At 46.5% G+C, this 15614-nt stretch carries 24 protein-coding genes; 2 read left to right on the forward strand and 22 right to left on the reverse strand.

The features are described from left to right. Position 1 precedes the first annotated feature (1 nt). The 11 genes from ACWGOO_RS03110 to ACWGOO_RS03160 all read right to left on the reverse strand — a co-directional run bounded on the left by ACWGOO_RS03110 (position 2) and on the right by ACWGOO_RS03160 (position 8500). On the reverse strand, positions 2 to 343 hold the full coding sequence (locus ACWGOO_RS03110) for a hypothetical protein (RefSeq protein ID WP_452481383.1): 342 nt from the start codon (positions 341 to 343) through the stop codon (positions 2 to 4). Continuing rightward, the gene (locus ACWGOO_RS03115; protein ID WP_452481384.1) at positions 336 to 806 is read right to left on the reverse strand and encodes a hypothetical protein; all 471 of its coding nucleotides are present in this window, start codon (positions 804 to 806) and stop codon (positions 336 to 338) included. The genes ACWGOO_RS03110 and ACWGOO_RS03115 overlap by 8 nt, the downstream gene beginning before the upstream one ends. Beyond that, on the reverse strand, positions 806 to 1351 hold the full coding sequence (locus ACWGOO_RS03120) for a phage tail protein (RefSeq protein WP_452481385.1): 546 nt from the start codon (positions 1349 to 1351) through the stop codon (positions 806 to 808). Before ACWGOO_RS03120 ends, ACWGOO_RS03115 begins: the two co-directional genes overlap by 1 nt. Continuing rightward, positions 1348 to 1752: a hypothetical protein gene (locus ACWGOO_RS03125; protein WP_452481386.1), complete on the reverse strand. Its 405-nt coding sequence runs from the start codon at positions 1750 to 1752 to the stop codon at positions 1348 to 1350. The genes ACWGOO_RS03120 and ACWGOO_RS03125 overlap by 4 nt, the downstream gene beginning before the upstream one ends. Next, the gene (locus ACWGOO_RS03130) at positions 1718 to 2023 is read right to left on the reverse strand and encodes a hypothetical protein (RefSeq protein ID WP_452481387.1); all 306 of its coding nucleotides are present in this window, start codon (positions 2021 to 2023) and stop codon (positions 1718 to 1720) included. The genes ACWGOO_RS03125 and ACWGOO_RS03130 overlap by 35 nt, the downstream gene beginning before the upstream one ends. Beyond that, entirely contained in the window at positions 2023 to 4050 is a 2028-nt protein-coding gene (locus ACWGOO_RS03135; RefSeq protein ID WP_452481388.1) for a prohead protease/major capsid protein fusion protein, read from the reverse strand. The genes ACWGOO_RS03130 and ACWGOO_RS03135 overlap by 1 nt, the downstream gene beginning before the upstream one ends. After that, on the reverse strand, positions 4007 to 5524 hold the full coding sequence (locus tag ACWGOO_RS03140) for a phage portal protein (protein ID WP_452481389.1): 1518 nt from the start codon (positions 5522 to 5524) through the stop codon (positions 4007 to 4009). The genes ACWGOO_RS03135 and ACWGOO_RS03140 overlap by 44 nt, the downstream gene beginning before the upstream one ends. 5 nt (positions 5525 to 5529) lie before the next feature. Continuing rightward, positions 5530 to 5763: a hypothetical protein gene (locus tag ACWGOO_RS03145; RefSeq protein WP_452481390.1), complete on the reverse strand. Its 234-nt coding sequence runs from the start codon at positions 5761 to 5763 to the stop codon at positions 5530 to 5532. Beyond that, complete coding sequence (locus ACWGOO_RS03150) at positions 5754 to 7574, reverse strand: phage terminase large subunit family protein (RefSeq protein ID WP_452481391.1); 1821 nt, start codon at positions 7572 to 7574, stop codon at positions 5754 to 5756. The genes ACWGOO_RS03145 and ACWGOO_RS03150 overlap by 10 nt, the downstream gene beginning before the upstream one ends. Further along, positions 7552 to 8085, reverse strand: coding sequence for a hypothetical protein (locus tag ACWGOO_RS03155; RefSeq protein ID WP_452481392.1), 534 nt, complete (start codon positions 8083 to 8085; stop codon positions 7552 to 7554). Before ACWGOO_RS03155 ends, ACWGOO_RS03150 begins: the two co-directional genes overlap by 23 nt. 121 nt (positions 8086 to 8206) lie before the next feature. Further along, positions 8207 to 8500, reverse strand: coding sequence for a hypothetical protein (locus ACWGOO_RS03160; protein WP_452481393.1), 294 nt, complete (start codon positions 8498 to 8500; stop codon positions 8207 to 8209). Positions 8501 to 9278: 778 nt separating this feature from the next. Between ACWGOO_RS03160 and ACWGOO_RS03165 the strand changes: the two genes are divergently transcribed. Together ACWGOO_RS03165 and ACWGOO_RS03170 are read left to right on the forward strand one after the other, a co-directional pair. Beyond that, on the forward strand, positions 9279 to 9848 hold the full coding sequence (locus ACWGOO_RS03165) for a hypothetical protein (protein WP_452481394.1): 570 nt from the start codon (positions 9279 to 9281) through the stop codon (positions 9846 to 9848). A gap of 24 nt (positions 9849 to 9872) precedes the next feature. After that, positions 9873 to 10052, forward strand: coding sequence for a hypothetical protein (locus tag ACWGOO_RS03170; protein WP_452481395.1), 180 nt, complete (start codon positions 9873 to 9875; stop codon positions 10050 to 10052). Between the two features lie 213 nt (positions 10053 to 10265). On the opposite strand, the gene ACWGOO_RS03175 is transcribed toward ACWGOO_RS03170, so the two are convergent. From ACWGOO_RS03175 to ACWGOO_RS03225, 11 genes are all read right to left on the reverse strand, one after another. Then, the gene (locus ACWGOO_RS03175; protein ID WP_452481396.1) at positions 10266 to 10700 is read right to left on the reverse strand and encodes an ArpU family phage packaging/lysis transcriptional regulator; all 435 of its coding nucleotides are present in this window, start codon (positions 10698 to 10700) and stop codon (positions 10266 to 10268) included. A gap of 92 nt (positions 10701 to 10792) precedes the next feature. Beyond that, complete coding sequence (locus tag ACWGOO_RS03180) at positions 10793 to 11071, reverse strand: hypothetical protein (RefSeq protein ID WP_452481397.1); 279 nt, start codon at positions 11069 to 11071, stop codon at positions 10793 to 10795. 2 nt (positions 11072 to 11073) lie between these two features. After that, positions 11074 to 11307, reverse strand: a complete 234-nt coding sequence (locus tag ACWGOO_RS03185; RefSeq protein ID WP_452481398.1) for a hypothetical protein — start codon at positions 11305 to 11307, stop codon at positions 11074 to 11076. 86 nt (positions 11308 to 11393) lie between these two features. After that, positions 11394 to 11888, reverse strand: coding sequence for a hypothetical protein (locus ACWGOO_RS03190; protein WP_452481399.1), 495 nt, complete (start codon positions 11886 to 11888; stop codon positions 11394 to 11396). After that, the gene (locus ACWGOO_RS03195) at positions 11881 to 12108 is read right to left on the reverse strand and encodes a DUF7167 family protein (RefSeq protein WP_452481400.1); all 228 of its coding nucleotides are present in this window, start codon (positions 12106 to 12108) and stop codon (positions 11881 to 11883) included. Before ACWGOO_RS03195 ends, ACWGOO_RS03190 begins: the two co-directional genes overlap by 8 nt. Before the next feature lie 49 nt (positions 12109 to 12157). Beyond that, on the reverse strand, positions 12158 to 12550 hold the full coding sequence (locus tag ACWGOO_RS03200) for a hypothetical protein (protein ID WP_452481401.1): 393 nt from the start codon (positions 12548 to 12550) through the stop codon (positions 12158 to 12160). Between the two features lie 236 nt (positions 12551 to 12786). Then, positions 12787 to 13839, reverse strand: coding sequence for a phosphoadenosine phosphosulfate reductase domain-containing protein (locus ACWGOO_RS03205; protein ID WP_452481402.1), 1053 nt, complete (start codon positions 13837 to 13839; stop codon positions 12787 to 12789). A gap of 54 nt (positions 13840 to 13893) precedes the next feature. Further along, positions 13894 to 14115, reverse strand: a complete 222-nt coding sequence (locus ACWGOO_RS03210; protein WP_452481403.1) for a hypothetical protein — start codon at positions 14113 to 14115, stop codon at positions 13894 to 13896. Next, positions 14112 to 14396, reverse strand: a complete 285-nt coding sequence (locus ACWGOO_RS03215; protein ID WP_452481404.1) for a hypothetical protein — start codon at positions 14394 to 14396, stop codon at positions 14112 to 14114. The genes ACWGOO_RS03210 and ACWGOO_RS03215 overlap by 4 nt, the downstream gene beginning before the upstream one ends. Before the next feature lie 51 nt (positions 14397 to 14447). After that, positions 14448 to 15155, reverse strand: coding sequence for a hypothetical protein (locus ACWGOO_RS03220; RefSeq protein WP_452481405.1), 708 nt, complete (start codon positions 15153 to 15155; stop codon positions 14448 to 14450). Between the two features lie 29 nt (positions 15156 to 15184). Beyond that, positions 15185 to 15595, reverse strand: coding sequence for a replication terminator protein (locus tag ACWGOO_RS03225; protein ID WP_452481406.1), 411 nt, complete (start codon positions 15593 to 15595; stop codon positions 15185 to 15187). Positions 15596 to 15614 lie beyond the last annotated feature (19 nt).

Here is a 15614-nt window from a genome sequence, read left to right on the forward strand (position 1 = left end):
TTTAAATTCCTCCTTTTACTGCTGCGATGACAGCAGCATAGGCAATTTGTAGGGCACTCCCTGGCACAGATAGTGCAGCTTTTGATGTTGCCAATTCGGCTACAGGTACGAAAAGCTGCCGTATTTCTGGTGCCTTCTCCGCTACATCTGCCAAATATGCCGGGAAGCCATCGCGAACAATAAGAGACTTCGCCAGCCGCCCACCGGGCAAATTCGGACCGATGTAAATAAGTTGCTCCGGTTCAGTAGCGTCCTTAGCTGCTTGAGCGACTTTTTCAGTCGCAGTAATAGTTCGTCGCGTTTTCGACTCCGTAGCTTCCTGTTTTTCTTGCTCTTTATCCAAAATAAACATCCTCTCTGCTTATGCCTGGAATTTTCCACTTCATGTTGACGTAGCCAAAAAAATATGGTGATAAGTCTTCGTCATCAAAAAGGGAACAGGTCAGGGGAAAATCCAATTCAAACATCCGTTCTAAAATCGGATGCGTCATGAATGCATGCCGGATACGCTGTGTGATGTTTTGAATTGTTCTTTCACCTTGCATATCCAACGATTCATCAAAAATGCCCACACCAAGCAAAACAGAACAAGATGACTGGACTTCATGCCCTTGGTCCACTGTCTCGCCAAAGCGTACAGTGATAAAAGGAAAATGAGCGCGGTCATCTTGCTCTTCTTTTGCAGGAAGGTTTTGGGCATAGATATTAAGAGGCACCATTTCATATTGAGCATTCATGTATACCGAATCATGAAAAAGACGCTTTAGTTTAGCTACCAAAGCGTCTTGCAGTATAAAGGGTGTCATTATCCGCCCAACTCCCTATTCAATTCGTGTTCCAGTCGCTGTGCATATAAAATACGGGCTTTACTTTCCACCGACTCCCGTATTTGCACATTGTTGAACATTTCTGGCGCAGGTGGACCGTATAATCGCTTAATCGGTAGCCTGTTTCTGCCTTCACGAATGAAGATTTTAACTCCATTTTTTTCAGCAACAAAAGCGCCTGTAACCTTTTTCATACCGCCCTTTTTAACAGCGACCTTTAGCACTTTTGGGCGCTTACCTGTCGTTCGGCGGGGTGAAAACTTGTATTTATCCAGACCTGTCCCACGGCTGCGGGAGCGTATAGTAGCAGACAAGCTCCCTTTGTCAGCTTTTTTTATGGAAAAGGTACTGCTTAAGTCCCCGGCCTTGATGACATATTTTTCTCTTATTTCCTTACTAGCGTTTGTCTTTGCGTTCTGAGCGACCCGATTAAGCGCCCGATACATAGCGACTTTCGTTTTCTTTTTGACTTCTTGAAGGTGCCGTTGCGCTTCTCTTAAAGCAGAGGTGTCAATTTCAATCATGATCCTTTACGCCCCAAAGTTACAGTTATCATGTTCCCATCATCCTGTAGATCCGCAACAGTGTAGATGCGACCATCAAACTTGATTTTGCTCTGTAGGGCCGGAAGCCTGCCAAAGTGTAGGAATAAGTCAGAACGCTGGGCATAAAACAAAAGATCGGCATCGTAAACGCCATCTGTTGGATTCGAGGCGCTGCTTTTCCGATCTCTTAGTTCATCATCATCTACAGTAACCAGCAAGCGGACAGGCGGTTCAGGGATGGCGGGCATTCCGTTTTTCGGCGGACTCATAAAAGATATTTCATGCCAATCCGCAAACTCTTTCTCGTTCAGAAAAACATCCTTCACATCCTTCTCAAGCTGATCCTTAAAGTTCATCATTTTCAGCCAGCCATTTTTCATATTGCTCTTGGCGGCCCTCTTTATTACTGGATGCTGTCAGCCCAAGCAATTCAAGGCGTGTTTTTTGTTCGTCCGCCCCCAATGCAGCAAAATCAGCAGCAGAAACAGCAGTAGGCGTTACGCCTTCCGCTTCCTGCGCCGGGGATTCTTCCTTATCAATCGCGCCGCTTTCTTGGAGCTGCAATATTAAATCAACGGGAAGCTGACCCGTTACTTTCTCGCCAGATTCGTATAATCTACCGCCGTAATTAAGTGGTTGCTTCAAAATCATTAGCCGTTACCTCCTGCGCCCGGATTTTTGAACATTCCGCGACTATCTAGCACCGTAACCCCGTAATCAAAGTAAATGCGGAAGTCCAAGCCAAGACGGTCAAACGGCACATCTGTTTCCAACGTTGGCTCCTCTTGTCCGCGCAGATAGGTGACCTCAATTGTGTCCGCAATATTCGGGTTAGCTGCCATATACCAAGCCGCTGCTGAGTATTGATCCAACTCCGCATCCACGATAATATCCATTGAGTTACGGAAAACGTTGGATACTCCGCTGTGTTTGCCAGATGGGTCCGCATCACTGTGCAGGAATTGATTAGCGCCAGTTTCCAAAGAAGCGGGAACCAACAAAAATTGTGGTGCGATATTCAGCGTTGCTTCCCCGCGCTGTCCCTTTTGCGTTCTCATAGCCGTGCGACCTTCGGACATTGAAACAGTATTGATATCTGCCCCAGTTCCCAGGTTCTTATGGTCCGTACCAAACAGGGCTTTTCCATCCCAAATAAGCGGGTTAGATGCCAGCATTTTATACACCAAAGCGTTGATACCACGTTTCGCAGCGATTACATAGGATTGTGGCACTTTGGAAAGCATGTCCAAGTCGTCATTAATGAACGCTTCCCGCGTGAATCCCCAGCGCTTGGAGTATGTGAGCACTGCTTTTGTTACCTTTTCATCCTTCATCGCTGCATCATACGGAATTGGAGCATTTTGCGCTGTCAGCTCCAAACTTCCCGCCTCGGAAAGTCGGTAATGCTCCGCTGCCTTGAAATCTGAGTTACTGCCGCGCCCTGTCCAGTGTTGGAACGTAGTCGGGGCCTCCGCATAAGCCTGTGACAGTGTTTTGTTAGCAGCGTTGGAGATAATGCCTTGGAACGTGCTATCAGGCGACAACGCCCGTTTCAACAAATCTTCATCGCGTAGCAAGTGTGCTCCCGACTCCCCAGCGCGTACCAAGCACTCAACAGCCAAGTCGCGCAGACGAAGCGAACGCAGCTCCGGCGCACCCGGCGCAGGCTTCGCAACACCTCTGCCAGCACGCATAAGCAGGGCATCGGATGCAGCGGCACGGAATTTGTCCGTTTCCTCTGTCGTGACCTGTACACCGGAAGCGTGTGGTTTACGATCTTCGATTTGTTTTTGCAAGATGGCCTGACGAACTTTATCAGTGCTGCTTCCATCCTCAATGTACGGTGAAGCATCTACGCCGAAGTTACGGCACAGCGCATTAATTTCTGTTACCCGGCTCCGTTCTGCCGCTGCCGCTGCTGCCCGAATACCCTCTTCGTTAATCGGCGGTGCTGGTGGTGCCTGTGGTTCGCCGGATCGTTCTCCTGTACCTGCCGGGGTTCCGCCCCCAATCCCTGCTCCTGTATCCGGTGCATGCATCAATCCCTGTGCGGCTAAAGCCAGCATTTTCAATCCCTTCATTCCTTCGTCCTCGCTTTCATTTTGTAAAGTACGACCAATGCCCACACTAGGATCGGCTGGCGTTGGCTCGATTGATATTTCAAACGGCTGCCATTTAAGAGCTACATAAGCTGGCCCAGTGAATCGACCATTGGCAGAAGTCTTTCCGGCCTTCACTTCTTCCCATGAACTGACCTCATAGCCAACTGACACCCCTTTGACAATCCCCTTTTTGACCTTCTGAAACACCCGGTCACTGTCAGGGTCGTTGTCAAACTCCACAATGGCCCGCGCTTTCCGCTCGGCATCATCAATCCAGACTTGTTTAATGGTACCGATTGGCATGTTACCGTAATTTGGATCACGTCCATGAGCGAATAATAAAACCCCGACATCGTTTAACCGTGATAGGTCAAGCGCTCCGGGGTCATGAGATAGAATTTCATCACCGAACCACCTACCATATGGGGCTTCGGATGAAAATGAAAGCTCAATCGTTCTATCTTCTTCGTTTACAGATTCAGTATTGATAGTCAATACACGAGATAGTTGCTTATCCGGTACCGTTGCATTTCTATGCAGCATCATCGGCATCTTCTGCATCTTTTTCTTCTTCATCTGGATCATTGTCTGCTCCTTCCTTTGGAATATCCGTGGCTGTCGGTTCTGGACCGGACAATTCGCGGATCAATTGCTGTTCTGCTGCACGCTGCGCCACCACATCGCGCCAATCCTCCCCGCGCTCGGCACAGATACGGGCTAGAGTGTCCTGATTGGAAGCAAGAGCTGTTTCATTTGCTTTCACCTCCTTCAAAGGGTCAATCCATGTCGAACCCGGTGGAATCCATGCATGGGTGGTATATTGCTCTTTATTTTGTTGGTATTTGGGTAGATCCAACTGACCGGAAAGAACCATAGCGTCCAAAAACTCCAAATAAATCGGGGTTAGCACACGCTCGGTCACCATTTTTTGCAGTTTCTTATACAGCTTCCGATCTTCAATAAGTCCTTGACGGGCAGAAGAATAATTGACTTGGGACAGATCCCGCGACACAGCTTCATAGCTAAGGCCGATTCCGGCAGACGTGAGCCGGACCAATGTGGTAATCCACTCCTTGGCATTCGATGCCTGACCGGACGGAACAACCGTTTGAACTTCATCACCTGGATTGAGTTCCCCGATCATCCCCGGAGCAAGTGACACTCCAGAATAATCAATCGTTTCGCTGCTGGTTCTCACTCCCCGCCCCATACTGCCGGAAGGAACATCTTTTTTTATAAAAACGGACAAGCAGGCCAGCACGCGTTCCTTGATGGAAACTGCTTCTACGAATTGATTCGCATCCTTAACACGCGGCAGAGCCGTTGCCAAATTGGATACCTCCCTGACCTGTTGCGGCGAAGTCTTTTTATACAAAAAAATCACGTCTTTAGCTGGAATCTTGACCGTTTTAACGGGATTGAGATAGTAACCATCTACATCCTTGAAATGGTAGGCTATGGGTCTGTTGTATTCGTCAATCTCTACACCTTCAACAATCCGGTTGCCTTCTCCCGGCGTGACGATGGTGTTTAATTCCTCAACTGCCCGGACTTGAAGTTTGAAAGGGAATTTATCATCCTCAACGTAGACCTTAACCAAGAAAATACCGCCATCTACCACATAACGACGGATAGCCATTTCCTCTATCTCTTCCAGCGATTGCGTAGCGGTCAGGTCTACATTTTCCGCCTTGCAAAATTCTTTCCAAAGCCTTTCAATCTGCTGATTAAGCTCACCGTTCATATTCCCAGGAATGTCATGCGCCAATTTTGCTTGCAGCATAATCCCGGTTCCGACAACATTGCGCTCAAATGCGGACAAGATTGCCCCGCCGATATCACTATTACGCTCCATATCCTGCGCCCGCGCCCGGATTAGTGACCTTTCTGTCGCCTTAATGTGCTCGTTTGGCGTTTGGGATGGGTTCCAATTATGGTTAAGCCGTCCACGACTGCCGGAATCAAAAACATCCATCCCGGTTCGCCACGCCATACGCTTATATGCCCACCTCGGGCTTACGGCGGCAATTGATCGGTCCAGCCAATTCATTACGATTACCTCCCCTCAAAATAAACTCGGCGGAACATCCCCGTTCCACTTTCCAAAGCGTCAATTTCCTTTTGTAGCCTATCCCGTTCGGCATACAACGTGGACAAGTCCGCTCGTTTCAATGAACGGTTTGCAATCGAGTATTCCTGCGCCCCTGTTTGTATGGCACTAATTGCCGTCTGAACCTCAAGCAGTTGTTCACGTAGTTGTAAGAGCCTTTCTTCCGGTGTCATAGCCATGATTCACTTCCACCACCTACCCAAGAATTTTGTTTTGCAACAGGTTTGCTGACTGCTTTTTCCGGTTCTGGCTTCGCTTCAAATCTCATGTACCGAATACCCAAACAGTCAGCAGCAAAAGCCGCATAAACCTCTGTGTCAAGGTAATGGTTATCCGCGTGCGCTGTCTTCGGTCGCCAAACTTCGTATTCATTGCGACCTCGCTTCTCAATGACCTTTTCCTCTGCTGTGACTTGCTCGGCATATTCCAGGTCACAACCCGTATAAACAAACCAACCGCCCGGCTCGTCATTTTTGCGAACCATGCGGTTGGAAATAAAATCTTTATAAAATCCGCCATCAACCATGTACAAGGATATGCCGTACATGCCACGTTCCTCGCGGTCAATTTTGGATAATTTGTACTTGCTGGGTAATGCCGCGTTGGAACCTTTTACCGCGACTGCCCACTCGCTGTTGTTTACGCAGAATGTATAGGTGTCGTCCGCGTTATAACCGGAGTCAATCGCACAGAGATTAACAAAATACTCCGTACCGTCTCGGGCGCAGTAGGATATATTCATCACGTCTTCAATCTGCGCCCATGTTTCGACCACTCCATGCCGAATATTTTGACTGCTCATTCCTTCGCCCCATGCCCGGATGGTGTAATAGAAGCGGTCTTTCTGCACGTCCACGCCTCCGGTCAATAGGATGGTTTGGTCAGGAACGACACCTTCCTCATACCCGCTGTCCTTCTCTAAAACCTTGTCACTGTTAAGCTTAATCTGAGTGTTTTCCCAACACTCCGCTAACCAAGAGTTAACAAAGTTCATTAATTCTTCTGGCGTTCGCTTGGACGTGATGAACTCCGCCGCCACATCCCCGAATCTAACCCAAGGACTGTAAATAGCATTTAGGCCGAATCCAGTTTTACGGCGGAGCTGCGTTGAGCCGGACTGATCGCGCCACCCACCAGCTCGAAGCATTGCAGGCTTGTGAGCATCCCGTATAGTTTCATTACATTGCTCGCATTGATAATGAGCTGTTCCCCGGATGGACTCGGCATCAAGGCCCTTATCAAACTTAATTTGTTTAAATTTGAACGTCTGATAATGTCCGCAATGTGGACACGGCACATAATATTCAAGTTGAACGTCAGCAGCTTCCCACGCCTGCCAAATAGGTCCGGTGCGAACGGTAGGCGTAGAAGTTTGCATGATCTTCTTATTAAATGGGAAAGTCTTGGTACGCTCTCTCGCCAGTGAACGTGGGTCCGCTTCCTTACCCGCCGATTTAGGATACTTGTCCACTTCATCCATGAACAAAAAGCGAATCGGACGGCTGGAAAGTGATGCCGGACTGTTTGCCCCAGCGATAACCGTATACATGCCATCAAATTGAAGTTCCAAATCCTTTGAGTTGCCTGGACGAAAGCGACTACGTAAGGCAGGGCTTAACTCCATCATTGGTTGCAGACGATTTTCTGACGTAAATTTAGCCATATCCAAATTCGGATACATGACAAGTGCAGGGCTTGGGTCCTGCGCGACAACGAAAGCCAGCATATTATTAAGGCATTCCGTCCCGCCTACCTGTGTCGGCTTTAGAAAAATAATTTCTTCGACACGCGGATCGGTAAAAGCGTCCATAATTCCGCGCAAATAAGGTGTCCTGTCTGTGGACCACTGCCCCGGCTCGGCGGATGTTTTACTATCCAACACCCGGTATCGGTCTGCCCATTCAGCTACTGTCAACTTTTCAGGCGGTCGCAATACTTGGAAAGCTTCAGTAAGCCAGTCAGCCCACTTACTTTTTGCCTTTTTTGGCATAATACACGCCCCGGACAGACATTTGTTCCAACACTGCTCCTGTTGTATCGGCTATATTTTGTTCAATCAGCCTGACCGTTTCAGGATCAACATAAGGTGCGACCTCCATTGCAACACGGCGACTAATTCCAGTCATAGACCGTTTTAACGTAGTAAAAAAACGTTGAAGCTCTGAAACTACTTCATCACGTTTGATATACTCGCCTTTGGTAACTGCATTTTTAAATTCCGCTGCTTCCGCCTGCTTCTCTTTCAACTTCGCTTCAAAACGAAGCTTCCGGGCAGCATCGCTTTTCGGTTCCTCATCGTCTTCGTCGTCTCCACCCAAACGGTACTCCATTACCCAATCAAAACAGGTTTTAAGAGGATACCAACCGTTTCCCGCTTTGGGCATTCCAAGCTTTACCCACTGTGCAAGTGTGTTACGGTGTACCCCGAACAGGTCGACAGCATAAGAAGCGCTGATACACAAGACTTCATCAATCATTTTCACCTGCTTTTCCATGCCCAAAATAACACCCCCAAAATGCACAATGCACAGTGAATTTTTTTAATAAAAAATAGCCAAATTCCGGGGTCATTCGTACCCGCATGGTACCCCCGGCCTGGGAAGGACCCAAATTTAAAATAATTTACAAATTAATCTTTCCGAATGCCTTCTGACCTAAATCATGAAAGTATTCCAGTTCAGCGTTCTTCTTACGGCAGATGCCTTCCCACTTCTCAAACACTTTCCATACCTTGTCCTGTATCTTGATGCCGCGAAGCCTATCCAACAGAGTCAGGTTCACAATGATCCTGTCCTGCTGGTTAACTCCGGGTATATGAATGCCTATAATCGCTTGAGAATAGCTCTTTATTACAACGCCCTTCATATACCAACTGTAGATGGTTGCGCGGTTGAACAAGCTGGGTCTACTCTTCATATGGTCGCCCCCTCCCGTAACCTTCTTATTTACGATGAACAACTACGGATACTATGACACATATGATTGCTATCACGACCCATAAGGGCCAATATGCAATTAGCCGTTCTCCCTCTGTCATGTGTATCATGTCATCTATGAATTGACTTATCACTACGGCGCTCCTTTCGGTTGCGTGGAGACTCTGAGCGGGCTGCTGTCAGTTGTACAAGCCACTTGAGTATTTTCATATCGCACCTACTTCCCCTTTCTACAGTCCGCCCACATGCATGTCTGCTTTGTTCCTGTCCAGTTACCCCATACACATCCTTTGCATTGATCGGGCTGGAGAGGTGATACAGCAGGCACAGGCGGCGGACGCTTGGTTGATTTAATCATGCGTGTTCCTCCGTATAGTAATGGCGCACAGCGGAATCGAACCGCCCATAGTCCTGTATGCACCACAAGCCCGGCATAAGCCGGGTAAGTATTACAATATATGGTTTATTGAAAAATCAAAAAGGCCAGCACATTGGCCGACCTGATCACCGAGCCTCGAAAGCTCCGGTGTGTTCCTTATTTGATTTTCCATGATACAAATTTACCACATAAAAAGTCTAACGAACGGCCATCATTCGGTCATAAATCATTCAACAAACAGTCACTATTATTTAAACGCTATAAATAGCTATTCTTAAAGGAAAAACAATCCACTATATCCCTCTATTTTACAAAACTATATAACTCATGGTAGTATATTGATGTAAAATACCAAATATATGAAGAGAGGATTGATTTTATGCAAAAGTTCAAGCAATTAGGTATCGCCTCATTATCAGCTCTTTTGTTGTCATCGTTTACACTTCCTGCTTTCGCCAATGCTCAAGCTACCAACAACGTAGAATCTTCTATAGCTTCGGAGACTAAGATAGACTTGGAAAATGGAATTGTTGATGAAAGAACAGAACAAGAATTAAGACAAGTTGATTATGACGACCTTTTCAAAACTGTAGGTACTAATCTTGGTCTGGTCGATAAGTCATCTGGAGAAGTAAGCACACAAGGTTGGAGAACAAAGGCCGCAAAAGAAGTTGCACTGAAATTAATCTCCAAACTCAAGAATATTGGATCACGTGCTTATAATGAACAGATAAAAATTTATGTAGATAAGATACCATTTTTGTCCGACGGCGCAAAAGAAACTTTGAAATATTATCTTGGCTATCAAGTATTAATGCAAGCTTTGGATATCATGGTAGATTTCTCAGGCACAGCAGAGGATGGTATTGCTTATGGCTTAAAATATGTTGGATTGCCTTGGTGGTTAGCCGAACCCGCATCCAGAGCTGTTGTCTTCTTCCTGCTGTAAAACCGAACAAAAGGAGGACTAAACGTGTACATACTCGCATTGATTATACTTATTACTACAGGTTTGGTATCCATAGCTGATATTCTGTTTGATATAAAAGATTCCAACGAAGGAATCATGTTGATGGTTAAAACTTCACAGGCTCTATTTTTCTTATCATCGTTGTTTTTTGTAATAAAAAGCGGTACCAAGAAAAAAGACTGAAATCATCAAACATAGAACAAGGGTGGAGTGATATATTTTATCAACTCCACCCTTGTTTGTTATGCTGCCCGACCTCTTATGCTCATACGCCCTTCGCCCAGTTAAGGAAAAGTTTCCTGATCACCAAATCTTTGATGATACAAATATAACACGGCAAAAGTCCAAGGATCGGTCATAGAGCGGACACAAAGCGGACATAAAGCGGACATTTTGTTATTCATCGCACAACACCACCAATCCAAGTATCCCAGCAAGGCGATGAATAGCCATAGATTTAATGCGGCGGTAATGTCTGGTACTGTAACCCAACTCTTCTGCTGCATCATAATCAAGTACATAATCATCCTCCATATATCGGAAGCGGATTAATCTTTGCTGTTTAGTACCCAATCTATTTATGGCCCGTTCTGCTCGTTCTATATGTCTTCTACGGCGTTCTGGCTCATCCACATTCCGAATAGCAAGATTCGCTGTTTGATCGCTCGTTTGACCCGTGTAACTACGTGGCATATCAGAATACGAAGCCGTTACCGATGCCTCAGCAGGGATGTACTCCGTTACCTTGTACTCACGGGCTTGAAGCAAATATTTTTCCACAGCGTCCTTTGTTGCTTCTTCGTCCACAGCTTGTATTGAAACTGCCTGCATCCTCTCAACCCCTCATGTGATATAATGAGTATGAGAGTTTTGTTCAACATGCCCCCGTGCGCCCTGCCAAGGATGCGGGGGCTTTGTTGTGTTCATCCTTCATATTTACGTACCATTTCTTGATATCGGTCATGCCACATCCTCGCCGTGGCTTTATGATCCTCTATTAGCTCGTCTGACAACCTAATTGTCTCGGATAAAGCAGAAGAAGATTCTTTCATGATAGTTTTCATCCGGTCTATTTCATCCACCAGTTGCCCCGCTACTTCTTGCCAATATGAATTACCACCTAATTTAAGTTCAAAGCGTATCCGGTTTATATTCAATGCTGGAGGACCAGGTAATCTAACTTTCTTTTTGAATTTAGGCAATATCATCCCTCCCTTGTAACATCACTCCACACTTTAGGATCAATGAACATCAACACCCCAACCGGAGCATCCCATTTCCGGGCTAAAGATTCGGCCCTAAAATCAGATACAGCAACCTTAATGAATCCTTTTTTTCGATCAGCGGACTTGTTAATCTCCAGCAGATTGCCGTTTAATGGCTGGCACTTTACCCCGCCCTGTTCTATTGCTTTTATAAGTGCTTCTTTCATTAACATATCCTTGCTCCTTTCATCATTACGTGCAAATGAACGATATGATAGATGCCGTGTGACCGACACCCTGTATAGGCTGTATTGGTGGATTACTCCCTTGCCAGCTTTTTAAGGCCAGAAATTCCGTACTGCCAACCGCTGATATTTTTGAATTGGAACCGATCATGGACATACTGGATGGCTGAAATTCTTCCTTCCAACCCAGTCAGTGTAACAACCACTCTATCCCCCGTTTGAATCAGCGGTGAATTTTTCATGTCAATTACATCCTGAGCGCATTCCACTGATTCTGGATCATCGCTGTTTTCAATGATAGCTTCAAGGGCCGTCTCCATTCGCTTGTTCATTATATTAGCGTCTTCAAGATCGCCTGTGAGCCGGGCTATTGTCCGCTGCTTTACCTCAACCTCATTATGGTATGCATCCAGTAGATCATCCTTAGCCGTTATTGTCCGGTCCCTCTCTGCCATCTGCTCCAAAAGGTATGGAATATCTTCGTATTCAGCGCCCATTGCTCCTATTGATTCTGCTATTTTTAAATTGAATTCGAATCTTTCTTTGATTTCTCTAATCCGTTCACTCACCTTTACCGCCTCCAATCAACTTGTCGATCTGCTCAGCAATATCTGCCGTATTGGTTGGGTAGGCATCCACATACTGCACGGCATCCTCCCATATAGCCTCATCTATTTTTGTATTAATCTGATCCCGGCTCAGTCCTGCCAACTCTTTATCATCTATTTCGACTTCTCCCTCTCGACGGGCGCCAGGGTAGCCGATAGACATTTCCCATTCAATTTTCATACTGCTATCGCTCCTTATATAGGGGTATAGGGTAAGAGACAGAAGATCTCTATTCATCCAAATCAATATCTTCCAGACCTGTCCAGTAAGTCTCGCCCATATTGTCGGATACACGCACATCAACTCCATGCTTCCCTTTCTTAGCGTCAATCACCTTAATTCGTTTTGTGGTGCTGCCTGTTTGTCCAATAAGGTCCCTTACTTGTTGATCTGTCAACTGTTCATTAGCAGATACATTTTGGTTATAGTGGAGCATCTGGTTGATTCTAAGAATGCGTTTCAAAAAAACTTGCTTGATTACTTGGTATCGTCGTTCTAATTCCGGTTCGGAGACTATCAACTGTCTGACCCGTGGAAGCTCTTCATATGTTATTTGTTCTTTTTCCTTTTTCAGGGCGACTACTCCCTGGCGTGACAACCAGCAAATATATCTTCTATCCATGTAAATCTCTCCTTTATAGGTAAGGGGGTGTATCCCCCTTAATCAATCGTCATCTATAATGTCAAATGGTGTTTCCCTGCTCCGATCCCGTATATATGTCTTCCAGCGGTTGCCGCAGTTACATTTCATAAAAGCTACGATGGACCATGGACATTGCCGCTTGAGGTCAACCCGTCGATGCTCTATACCCTCCTTGCCGCAGCTGGGACAAATGAATTGATGGAATTTACGCTCCATCACTCACACAGCCCATAGGCACTGGAGCAAGCTGGCACGTTGTCGAACTCAATTGCTTTCAGTAAATCGTACTGTTTGCCACCACGAACCGTCTTGGACCACTCTACCCAGCCGTCAATGCCCTCTGGCATATTTCGGGCCGTTGGAAAAAATGTAGCGGCCTGATGCTTTGATGCCATCTTAACGATTCGTTCCCACTCAGCCACTCGCGCTATTTCTTTTGTAAAGCGGCGCGCAATCTCGAACAATTCTGCTTTATTGCAGTTAATGCAGGGCATGCAACCTACTCGGCCCATACCAAGCTTGTACAAAGGGTTTGGATAAATTCCGTGTTTACGGTGCATCGCGAATACATCTTCCGCTGTCCAATGGATTAGGGGTCGATAAATGCTAAATCCATCCCCTTCTTCCCGTTCTGGCAGTTTAGAGCGGGCTGTACTTTCATCGGCCCGAACGCCCTGCCAACTCACAATGTCCCATCCTTCCGCCAAGATCGGGTCATATACCTGTTCCTCAATGACTCGCACCTTGAGAAATTCTGTACAGAACCGTGCTTTGGTACTTGGGAACCGCCCTTTCCAGATGCATAAATCAAGAAAAGGTATACCTGTTGGATACAGCACTGATAAAGCCCTCTTCACCACATCCGCTGCCTTTTTATCCGTCATGCCTTTTTGTGCAGGTAACCAAGTCCACTGTCCAGTGGTATGCTCGGATAGCTTGTCCTCTGGCTCCCAGTCAGGAGCTTCACCAGCCTCCTCCGTATCTGTCCACCAACGGCCCGGTACATCTGCCGTAAGCTTGCGGGGCCAATGCTCCTGTACATACTGCCGCTTCTTCTCGATCCGAGCGGTAAAGTCTGCTTTTACCCGCTTGATCGGTCCAAGCTGAGCCTCCAAATAGTCCAGATATCTATATGTCTCGGGGTGCTCGTGGCCCGTATCTGCAAATACTGGATACAAGTCGTCGCCCAGCTCGTACATGCCGTATATCCACATTGCCGTACTGTCTTTCCCGCCGCTAATGGACGTTACGTTAACTGTTTTATTCATGCTGTTCCCTCCTTCTTATCCCCTGGGCCTGTCCTCTCTGCCCTTGGGGGCGGTCTATTCGATCCAACGATCGCGCTCGGTCTTCTCCATCCAGTCCTTTTGAAGATTGTCTATGTTAAACACGTACTGTCTACGGCCCAGCACATAGGATACAAATTCCCCAGTGCTTCGCTCGTAAAAACATCCGTTTAATAGCTGCCCCTCCGTCCCTTTTCGTAAATCCGTTGTTTCCGGTACAACCTCAGCGGCATCGAAGTTAAATTCCAGTTGCGTCATACCGTCTCCAAGCCGTTCAACTGCTCTTTAGTACGGAAGTAGAAAGGGGCATATCGGTATTCGGATCGGTGTTTTGGATTGTACATGTATGCTACAGGTGTTTCGTTTTCCGCCACCGGGCAATTCATGGTTACGCAGCTCGTCCGCGTAAGCAATACCCCTCCAGCCGGAGGCACGCCATTGTGCCATTTGCCACGCTGTGCGTCCTTGTCCGGTACCAGCACGGGAACATTGATCTGCTTTACCTCGTCTCTCGAAAGCCAACCATTTGCATTCGGCATATGTGATATCTCCCTTGGTAGAGGGGCAGCCGTAGCCGCCCCAAGGATGTATTAAGCTATGATAGTTACAAAACCGGATTCAATTTCTTTTGCCAATTCTCTATTCAAATGCTCCTTGATACTCACCATGGCTTGCAGCTTCCACGCTCCCCCATCCGCCTCGAATAACGCGGCGCTAGGTCCTGTTTTCATCCGAAAGACAAAGCTGCATTCAGGCTGTGCAATGTCGATAAATGTACGGAATGGCTTCAAAGCAACCGGATTCGGAACCCTCACCTTTTCCACATTAGCGACACCGCTTTTAGCTACCACTTGCTGCGATACCCCATCATCTGTAACACCGCTGACTGTTTCCTCTTGGATATTTCCAACCAGTTTTAAAATGGCTGCGCTGTCTGGATTCGGAACAAAGCAGGATTGCAACATGATATTGAAATTTTCCACATCCATAAATCGTTCGAAGGAAATGGACGGTAACAGCGCGGACGCTTGAAGCAACACATTGCGTCGCTTGTCCCGGTTGAAGGTGCTAACGACTTGGACCTCCGTTTCAGATACGACATGGATCATGACAGGCTCCAGCTTGTCATAGTTCTTGGTGAGGTAGTCAACGAGTGCCGACAGACTACGAACCTTTAAAGCTGTAGACGTAGGCTCTTGAATCTCTTCCAACGATCCGGTGGAAAACATTTGTCCACCAACTTCTTTAATTTCCTTGTTTGCCAAACCCGCGATATATTGCATTGCTTCTTTAATCATTTATAATTCCTCCTAAAATTTATTTTTTATTATTTAAAGTTAACTACATTGCCTGCACCGGACTTTATTTCCCCGGTGCCTTGGTCAACCTCTTCTCCAGTACCAGTGCGGACAGTGCCTTCATTATCAAAAAAAGTCTGTTCTTCCTCGTCTCCGAAAAGTAACTCCTGCGCCACAATATTCCCGGCGTTGTCGGTACCCATGATAAAGGTAGTATCCAATGGGTTATCTGGAGCTATGGTTGACTTGGTGGCAACAGTGGAATTAATGGTTTTCCGCTTTGCATCCGGTTTAAGATTTACTGTTATTGTGATGCTGCGTGCAGCCGTTGCGGATGTATTAGGATCATCAATATTTTTCATGACCCGCTCCCACTCTTTATTAAATTTTTCCTGCACGCCACCTTGTATCAATTTACTTAATTCCACGCGATTCGACATGTAATTAACCTCCAAATAT

This window comes from Paenibacillus sp. NPDC055715 (genome assembly GCF_053617595.1).

What these genes read in the sequence shown, in the direction of transcription:
- ACWGOO_RS03115 (WP_452481384.1), bottom strand. Translation starts at nt 806, where the DNA reads ATGACACCCTTTATACTGCAAGACGCTTTGGTAGCTAAACTAAAGCGT.
- ACWGOO_RS03120 (WP_452481385.1), bottom strand. Translation starts at nt 1,351, where the DNA reads ATGATTGAAATTGACACCTCTGCTTTAAGAGAAGCGCAACGGCACCTT.
- ACWGOO_RS03125 (WP_452481386.1), bottom strand. Translation starts at nt 1,752, where the DNA reads ATGAAAAATGGCTGGCTGAAAATGATGAACTTTAAGGATCAGCTTGAG.
- ACWGOO_RS03130 (WP_452481387.1), bottom strand. Translation starts at nt 2,023, where the DNA reads ATGATTTTGAAGCAACCACTTAATTACGGCGGTAGATTATACGAATCT.
- ACWGOO_RS03135 (WP_452481388.1), bottom strand. Translation starts at nt 4,050, where the DNA reads ATGAAGAAGAAAAAGATGCAGAAGATGCCGATGATGCTGCATAGAAAT.
- ACWGOO_RS03140 (WP_452481389.1), bottom strand. Translation starts at nt 5,524, where the DNA reads ATGAATTGGCTGGACCGATCAATTGCCGCCGTAAGCCCGAGGTGGGCA.
- ACWGOO_RS03145 (WP_452481390.1), bottom strand. Translation starts at nt 5,763, where the DNA reads ATGGCTATGACACCGGAAGAAAGGCTCTTACAACTACGTGAACAACTG.
- ACWGOO_RS03150 (WP_452481391.1), bottom strand. Translation starts at nt 7,574, where the DNA reads ATGCCAAAAAAGGCAAAAAGTAAGTGGGCTGACTGGCTTACTGAAGCT.
- ACWGOO_RS03160 (WP_452481393.1), bottom strand. Translation starts at nt 8,500, where the DNA reads ATGAAGAGTAGACCCAGCTTGTTCAACCGCGCAACCATCTACAGTTGG.
- ACWGOO_RS03165 (WP_452481394.1), top strand. Translation starts at nt 9,279, where the DNA reads ATGCAAAAGTTCAAGCAATTAGGTATCGCCTCATTATCAGCTCTTTTG.
- ACWGOO_RS03175 (WP_452481396.1), bottom strand. Translation starts at nt 10,700, where the DNA reads ATGCAGGCAGTTTCAATACAAGCTGTGGACGAAGAAGCAACAAAGGAC.
- ACWGOO_RS03185 (WP_452481398.1), bottom strand. Translation starts at nt 11,307, where the DNA reads ATGTTAATGAAAGAAGCACTTATAAAAGCAATAGAACAGGGCGGGGTA.
- ACWGOO_RS03195 (WP_452481400.1), bottom strand. Translation starts at nt 12,108, where the DNA reads ATGAAAATTGAATGGGAAATGTCTATCGGCTACCCTGGCGCCCGTCGA.
- ACWGOO_RS03200 (WP_452481401.1), bottom strand. Translation starts at nt 12,550, where the DNA reads ATGGATAGAAGATATATTTGCTGGTTGTCACGCCAGGGAGTAGTCGCC.
- ACWGOO_RS03205 (WP_452481402.1), bottom strand. Translation starts at nt 13,839, where the DNA reads ATGAATAAAACAGTTAACGTAACGTCCATTAGCGGCGGGAAAGACAGT.
- ACWGOO_RS03210 (WP_452481403.1), bottom strand. Translation starts at nt 14,115, where the DNA reads ATGACGCAACTGGAATTTAACTTCGATGCCGCTGAGGTTGTACCGGAA.
- ACWGOO_RS03215 (WP_452481404.1), bottom strand. Translation starts at nt 14,396, where the DNA reads ATGCCGAATGCAAATGGTTGGCTTTCGAGAGACGAGGTAAAGCAGATC.
- ACWGOO_RS03220 (WP_452481405.1), bottom strand. Translation starts at nt 15,155, where the DNA reads ATGATTAAAGAAGCAATGCAATATATCGCGGGTTTGGCAAACAAGGAA.
- ACWGOO_RS03225 (WP_452481406.1), bottom strand. Translation starts at nt 15,595, where the DNA reads ATGTCGAATCGCGTGGAATTAAGTAAATTGATACAAGGTGGCGTGCAG.